The sequence below is a fragment of the Polaribacter sp. genome, from assembly GCF_965660385.1.
GTDB lineage: Bacteria > Bacteroidota > Bacteroidia > Flavobacteriales > Flavobacteriaceae > Polaribacter.
In genome coordinates, this window is sequence record NZ_CBFHZT010000091.1 from 1 (window position 1) to 6,164 (window position 6,164).

6 protein-coding genes are annotated in these 6,164 nt (G+C 31.3%); all 6 read right to left on the reverse strand.

The genetic code is table 11. From position 1 onward, the window contains the following. On the reverse strand, positions 1–1,401 hold a 1,401-nt coding region (gene guaA, locus ACTG3V_RS14800; protein ID WP_439132950.1), incomplete at its 3' end, for a glutamine-hydrolyzing GMP synthase. A 191-nt stretch (positions 1,402–1,592) separates the two neighbouring features. After that, positions 1,593–2,657 (reverse strand): 3-oxoacyl-ACP synthase III family protein, encoded by a 1,065-nt coding sequence (locus tag ACTG3V_RS14805; RefSeq protein ID WP_439132951.1) that lies wholly within the window; start codon positions 2,655–2,657, stop codon positions 1,593–1,595. Between the two features lie 122 nt (positions 2,658–2,779). After that, positions 2,780–3,181, reverse strand: coding sequence for a group III truncated hemoglobin (locus ACTG3V_RS14810; RefSeq protein ID WP_439132952.1), 402 nt, complete (start codon positions 3,179–3,181; stop codon positions 2,780–2,782). Positions 3,182–3,199: 18 nt separating this feature from the next. Next, the gene (cdd, locus tag ACTG3V_RS14815) at positions 3,200–3,682 is read right to left on the reverse strand and encodes a cytidine deaminase (protein WP_439132953.1); all 483 of its coding nucleotides are present in this window, start codon (positions 3,680–3,682) and stop codon (positions 3,200–3,202) included. A 76-nt stretch (positions 3,683–3,758) separates the two neighbouring features. Continuing rightward, the gene (gene porV / locus ACTG3V_RS14820; RefSeq protein ID WP_439132954.1) at positions 3,759–4,871 is read right to left on the reverse strand and encodes a type IX secretion system outer membrane channel protein PorV; all 1,113 of its coding nucleotides are present in this window, start codon (positions 4,869–4,871) and stop codon (positions 3,759–3,761) included. A gap of 37 nt (positions 4,872–4,908) precedes the next feature. Further along, positions 4,909–6,164: type IX secretion system sortase PorU (porU, locus tag ACTG3V_RS14825; protein WP_439132955.1), on the reverse strand; the 1,256-nt coding region annotated here is incomplete at its 5' end.

Sequence of the window (6,164 nt, forward strand, 5' to 3'; positions counted from 1 at the left end):
CATACCATCTGTACTTTCTACTGCTCTTAATGCCACTACTTTTTCATAGGTTCTTTCATCACCCATAACTCCTACAGAGTTTACAGGTAATAGCATTGCACCTGCTTGCCAAACCCTATCGTACAAACCATCTTCTTTTAAACCGTTTATAAAAATCGCATCAACTTCTTGTAAAATACGAACTTTTTCTGCGGTAATATCTCCTAATATTCTAATTCCTAAACCTGGCCCAGGAAATGGATGACGCCCCAATAACTCTTTATTAATGCCTAAGGATGCTCCTACTCTACGTACTTCATCCTTAAAAATCATGCGCAAAGGCTCTACAATTTTTAATTTCATAAAATCTGGTAAGCCCCCAACATTATGATGACTTTTAATAGTTGCAGACGGTCCACCATTTACAGAAACTGACTCAATAACATCAGGATAAATAGTACCTTGTGCCAACCATTTTACATCTTCTATTTGATGTGCTTCATCATCAAAAACATCGATAAACGTATTGCCAATAGCTTTTCTTTTTCCTTCAGGATCTGTTATTCCTTCCAATTTTTTCAAGAATCTATCAGAAGCATCTACACCTTTAACGTTTAAACCCATACCTTCGTATTGATTTAATACACTTTCGAACTCATTTTTGCGTAATAAACCATTATTTACAAAAATGCAATATAAGTTTTTACCAATGGCCTTGTGTAATAATACTGCTGCAACAGATGAATCTACACCACCAGAAAGCCCTAAAACTACTTTGTCATTACCCACTTTTGCTTTAATAGCTTCAACTGTGCTTTCTACAAAAGAATCTGGAGTCCAGCTTTGCGATACTTCAGCAATATCAACTAAAAAATTTGATAATAATTGTTTACCATCTTTAGAGTGATATACTTCTGGATGAAATTGAATGGCAAATGTAAGTTCTCCATTAATTTTATAGGCTGCATTTTGTACATCCTTTGTACTCGCTAATAAAACGGAATTAGTAGGCAATTCTTTAATGGTATCTGAATGACTCATCCAAACTTGGCTGCCTTCGGAAATATTTTTAAAGAAAGCTTCGTATTTTTTTATAAACGATAAGTTGGCTCTACCATATTCTCTTGTGTTTGATTCTGCTACTTTACCTCCAGAAAAATGCGCTAAATACTGAGCTCCATAACATACTGCTAATAAAGGTTTTTTGCCTCTAATTTCAGATAAATCTGGATGTAAAACATTCTCACCTCTTACAGAATTTGGACTTCCTGATAAAATCACGGCTTTGAAAGAATCTAAACTTTCTGGGATTTTGTTGTATGGATGAATTTCGCAGTAAATATTTAGTTCTCTTACTCTTCTTGCAATGAGTTGCGTGTACTGAGAACCAAAATCTAATATAAGTACGTTGTGTTGTTGCATGCGCAAAAATAATATTTTGATATTAGATTTACGATATAAGAAGTTAGATTTTTTTCATGAATTAGAATTCGTGAATTATAAGGAGTATCCGTTGTTAAATTTACTAAATAAATGATACTTAAACAGGCACTAACTTTTTTTTTGAATGACAAATTTTGCCCTACAACTAACAATTTAGAATAAAAATAAACTTAATATTTATAAATAATTGCATTAATATTCATTCCTGCTCCTACAGATGCTAACATAATCACATCTCCTTTGTTTACTTCTTGGCCTTCTATCTTTCCTTTTAGCACTAAATCTAACAACGTTGGTACTGTAGCAACTGAACTATTCCCTAATTTGTGAATGCTCATAGGCATTATTGCCTTTGGAACTGGTTTTTTGTACAATCTATAAAAACGTTTAATGATTGCTTCATCCATTTTTTCATTAGCTTGGTGAATAAAAATCTTTTTTAAATCATCAATTTCAACACCACTTTTATCTAATGCCAATTGCATAGCTTTTGGTACGTTACTTATCGCAAATTCATAAATTTTACGCCCAAACATTTTAATATATCTTACATTTTGATCTTCACTTTTGTTAAAAGATCCTCCATAGTGCAAAAAATAAGCTTCTTCTTTTGCAAATGTTTGGGTGGCATGACTTAAAATACCAGACTCAGAGTCTTCTGTTTTTTCTACAATACATGCGCCTGCTCCATCACTATAAATCATTGAATCTCTATCATATTTATCAACAACTCTAGATAACGTTTCTGCACCAATTACCAAACACTTTTTTGCAATACCTGCTTTTATAAAAGCCTGCGCTTGTATTACACCTTGAACCCAACCTGGGCAACCAAACAAAATATCGTAAGCCACACAATTTGGGTTTTCTATGCCTAATTTATATTTTACTCTTGTTGCTAAACTTGGCAAGGTATCACCCTGTATTGTACCTGGTTTAACATCTCCAAAATTATGTGCTATGATGATGTAGTCTAATTCTTCTGCATTTAAATTCGCATCATTTATGGCATTTTGGGCAGCAAAAAAAGCTAAGTCTGAGGTAGTGTATTCATCACTTGCATAACGTCTTGACTCGATTCCAGTAATGCCTTTAAATTTTTCAACAATAACATTATTTTCAGCAGAAAATGTAGAACCATCTGCATTTAAAAAATCATGATTTAAAAAATCGGAATTTTCAATTTTCTGGGAAGGTATAAATGTTCCAGTACCTGTTATTTTTGATGAAATCATAATACGAATGTTTGTTACACAAATTTAAAAAATCTAACACAAATTATTTACTATGCATGCATAATAACATTACATTCAAAGTATTAAAAAATATCTATAAAATAACACAAACAGTTTTGGTACTATTGATAAAGTTTCATCTTAAGTTGCATTACTGTTGCTATTGACTGAGCTCTTGACTTCATTCTTTCTGAATTCTCTACACTAAAATAAGTAGTTATTGTTGCATTAAAATACGATATCCAAATACTAAAATGCGCTTTATTAAAGGGTCTTAAAAAATTACTCGCTAAATGTTTTTGCATCACATTATTTTGATACAAATTTTTATCAAATAAAACATCTTGCCAAAAATTGGTGATTATTTCTAAGTGATGCTCTAGCTTATTTTGAGCTACAATTTCTTGAAAAAAAGGAAACATATTTTTATCTTTTAGCAATTTATCATAAAACTTTGTAATGATTCTTTTAATGTCTTTTCTTGATGAAATATCTGGTTTCACAATTACTTTTTTTTTGTCCATAAAGGCTTAGAAGCCTTATTAAAGATAAGAACTATCAAATGAAAAAGGCAGCAACGCTTTTAAAGATTCAGTCTTAACAATTTCACCAACTTCACCCATAAATAAAATTTTGAATGGCTGATTTTGTTTGAACTCATATTCATATAAAGATTGCCTACATGCGCCACAAGGCCCCACAGGTTTGTTTACTTTAGTTACAGAAGAACTTGCTGAAATGGCCAATTTTAATATTTTAAAATTTGGGTACTCTGAACTTGCTTTCCAAATTGCGACTCTTTCTGCACACATTCCTGATGGATATGCTGCATTTTCTTGATTATTGCCTAAAACAATTTTATTATTTTCTAATAGCAAAGCAGCACCAACACTAAATTTTGAATAAGGAGCATAAGCATTATTTCTTGCTTCAATTGCTTTGTTCATCAATATTTTATCTTCTGTAGAAAGGGCTGAAATATCTTTGTAAACTGTTGCTGATGTTTTTATTTCAATTTTTTTCATAAATAAAGCAGTCAAAAAAAGCAGCCTTTTTTGACTGCTTTAATAATTTTATAAATCTACTAAAAATTTATGGTTTTTAATAATTGTCATAAATTTCGCCTAAATCAAAAGATAAAGAAAAACGTAACGAGTTTTCTAAAGGATTATTAACATCAGAAGAATTGATTAAATAAGATAAATCGATATTTAATGCGTTGGTTTTGAATCCGCCTCCTAATGTAAAATATTGTCTGTTTCCTTTATCTGGGCTTTCGTGAAAATATCCTGCTCTTAAAGCAAATGCTTGGTTATACAAATATTCTGCTCCTAAAGCATAGGTAAATTCACTTAATTCTTCACTAAAACCATCTGGTGCATCACCAAAAGAACCAAAAATACCTTGAATCCAACCTTTTTCTTCATCAGAACCATCTAATTGTGGTGTTGGTACTAATAGTTTAGTAAACTCAATATTGGTAGAAATGATATTATAATCGTCTAAAATAAAGTCGAAACCACCACCAAATTTTAAATTTGTAGGTATAAAATCTTCTTCTCCTGGCGTGTATGAAACTTTTGGGCCAATATTTGCAATATTAAATCCGATTCTATATCGTCCATTAAAATTACCATAATTTTCTTCATAAGATTGGTAATATCCTGAAACATCTACTGCGAAAGAGTTTATAGGTTGTAAAGCATTACTTTGCGTGTTATTAAACGCCAAATTAGATCGTAAATATTTTAAAGAAACTCCCATAGAAAACGTTTCACTCAATTTTAAAGCGTAAGAACCTGTAAATACAAATTCGTTAGGATTAATACTTCCTAAAGATTCTCCAGAATTATCTGTTAATTGAATTTCACCTAAAGAGAAATATTTAAAATCTGCACCCCAAGCTGCGTTTTCACTAAATCTATTGATATAAGATCCACTACCTACAAAAATATCATCTGTTAAATTTCTTAACCATGGCGAATACGTAATTCCTGTTTTTACTTGTCTATCACTAAAGGCAATTTTTGATGGGTTATGAAATAAAGACCAAGCGTCTGCAGAAGTAGCAACTCCCATGTCTCCCATACCTCCTGCCCTAGCATCAGGAACAATTAACATAAAAGGTGCTGCTGTAGTAATTGCTCTGTTTTGAGCATTAAATTTTAAGCTTACTAAAGCACAAAGTGCCAAACATAATCCTATTTTTTTCATTGTTTATTGTGTTGTTTGTTTTGCAAATATCTTACTTTTATTGAAGTATTACTAATTTTTCGTACTTCTCTGCAACTAAATTACTGGCTGTTGACGTTACTTTTAGTTTATAAACATAAACGCCTTTACCAATTTTGTTACCAAAATCATCTAAACCATTCCAAGTAATATTTCTTGACAAATTACCTGTAGTTTGCACATTTTGGTTAATGGTTTTTACTAATTTACCTGAAACCGTAAAAATTTGTACCTGCACCTCTAAAGGTTCATTAGGTTTATTATGGTTGAACCAAAATTCTGTATAATTTACAAAAGGGTTTGGATAGTTTAATACATTTTCTAAATTTAAAACAGCATCACTCACAACCACAAAATTTAACGTGGTTTCTGAAGAGTTATTGTAAGTATCCCATGCTTTAATTTTTAAAGTGTGTGGACCAACATCTAAATCTCTTAAAGTATAATTTACTTTTCCTTTTGTAAAGTCATCTAGCTCTGTTTGATAAAAATCATTTAAAATAATAGGATTTGATGTATCACCATCTAAAACTCCAACAATATCATGATCTACAGCTGTAATGGAAGTATTGATTCCGCTTGCATCAGACAACACTGCAATTAAATTTGGTGATGAGTTGGTATTTCCACCATCAATAAATGATTCATCATTCATAAATACATTTATTTGTGGGCCAAGCGTATCATCTGGAGCATTGGCGTCAATACCACCAACCTCAACATCAAAATTTGCGCCTGCTTTATCAATTTCATCATTTTCTGCATAAAAACTTAATTTGGCTTTTCCGTAAGCTACTTTAATATCTTTTGGTACAATAAATTCAAAATTAAAGGCACCATTGGTCACTGTAGCTTTTCCTCTAAATATTTTACTGTCTTGCGAATCAAACGTCATGTTTATTCCAAAACCATCATTATCTAAGGTGTTTTTATCAAGAGATTTATCAAAAATTGTAGTGGAGAGCGTACCATTAAAATCGTTTAAAACAGTGTTTGTATCGTCTGTAATTACGCCTTCAAATTTCACTTTTGAAAGTGCTTTAATCGTATCTAAAGATTGGGTAACATCAACATCATTCATTTTTGTAATTCGAATGTTGGGTTTAGGCACAGCTAGTTTCATTGCAGGATCACCAAAATGATATATGAAGAATTTCTGTGTACTCGAAAAATTATTTTTTGTTTTCGCCAAAGCTTCTGCAATGGTAAAATCTTCATTATTAAACTCTAATAATATTCTTATCAATTGTTCATTAAAACGTTGACCTGTAGAAA

Bases quoted from the DNA above. Each gene is read 5' to 3' on its own strand.
- ACTG3V_RS14805 (WP_439132951.1), bottom strand. From the start codon at position 2,657: ATGATTTCATCAAAAATAACAGGTACTGGAACATTTATACCTTCCCAG.
- ACTG3V_RS14810 (WP_439132952.1), bottom strand. From the start codon at position 3,181: ATGGACAAAAAAAAAGTAATTGTGAAACCAGATATTTCATCAAGAAAA.
- porV (WP_439132954.1), bottom strand. From the start codon at position 4,871: ATGAAAAAAATAGGATTATGTTTGGCACTTTGTGCTTTAGTAAGCTTA.
- cdd (WP_439132953.1), bottom strand. From the start codon at position 3,682: ATGAAAAAAATTGAAATAAAAACATCAGCAACAGTTTACAAAGATATT.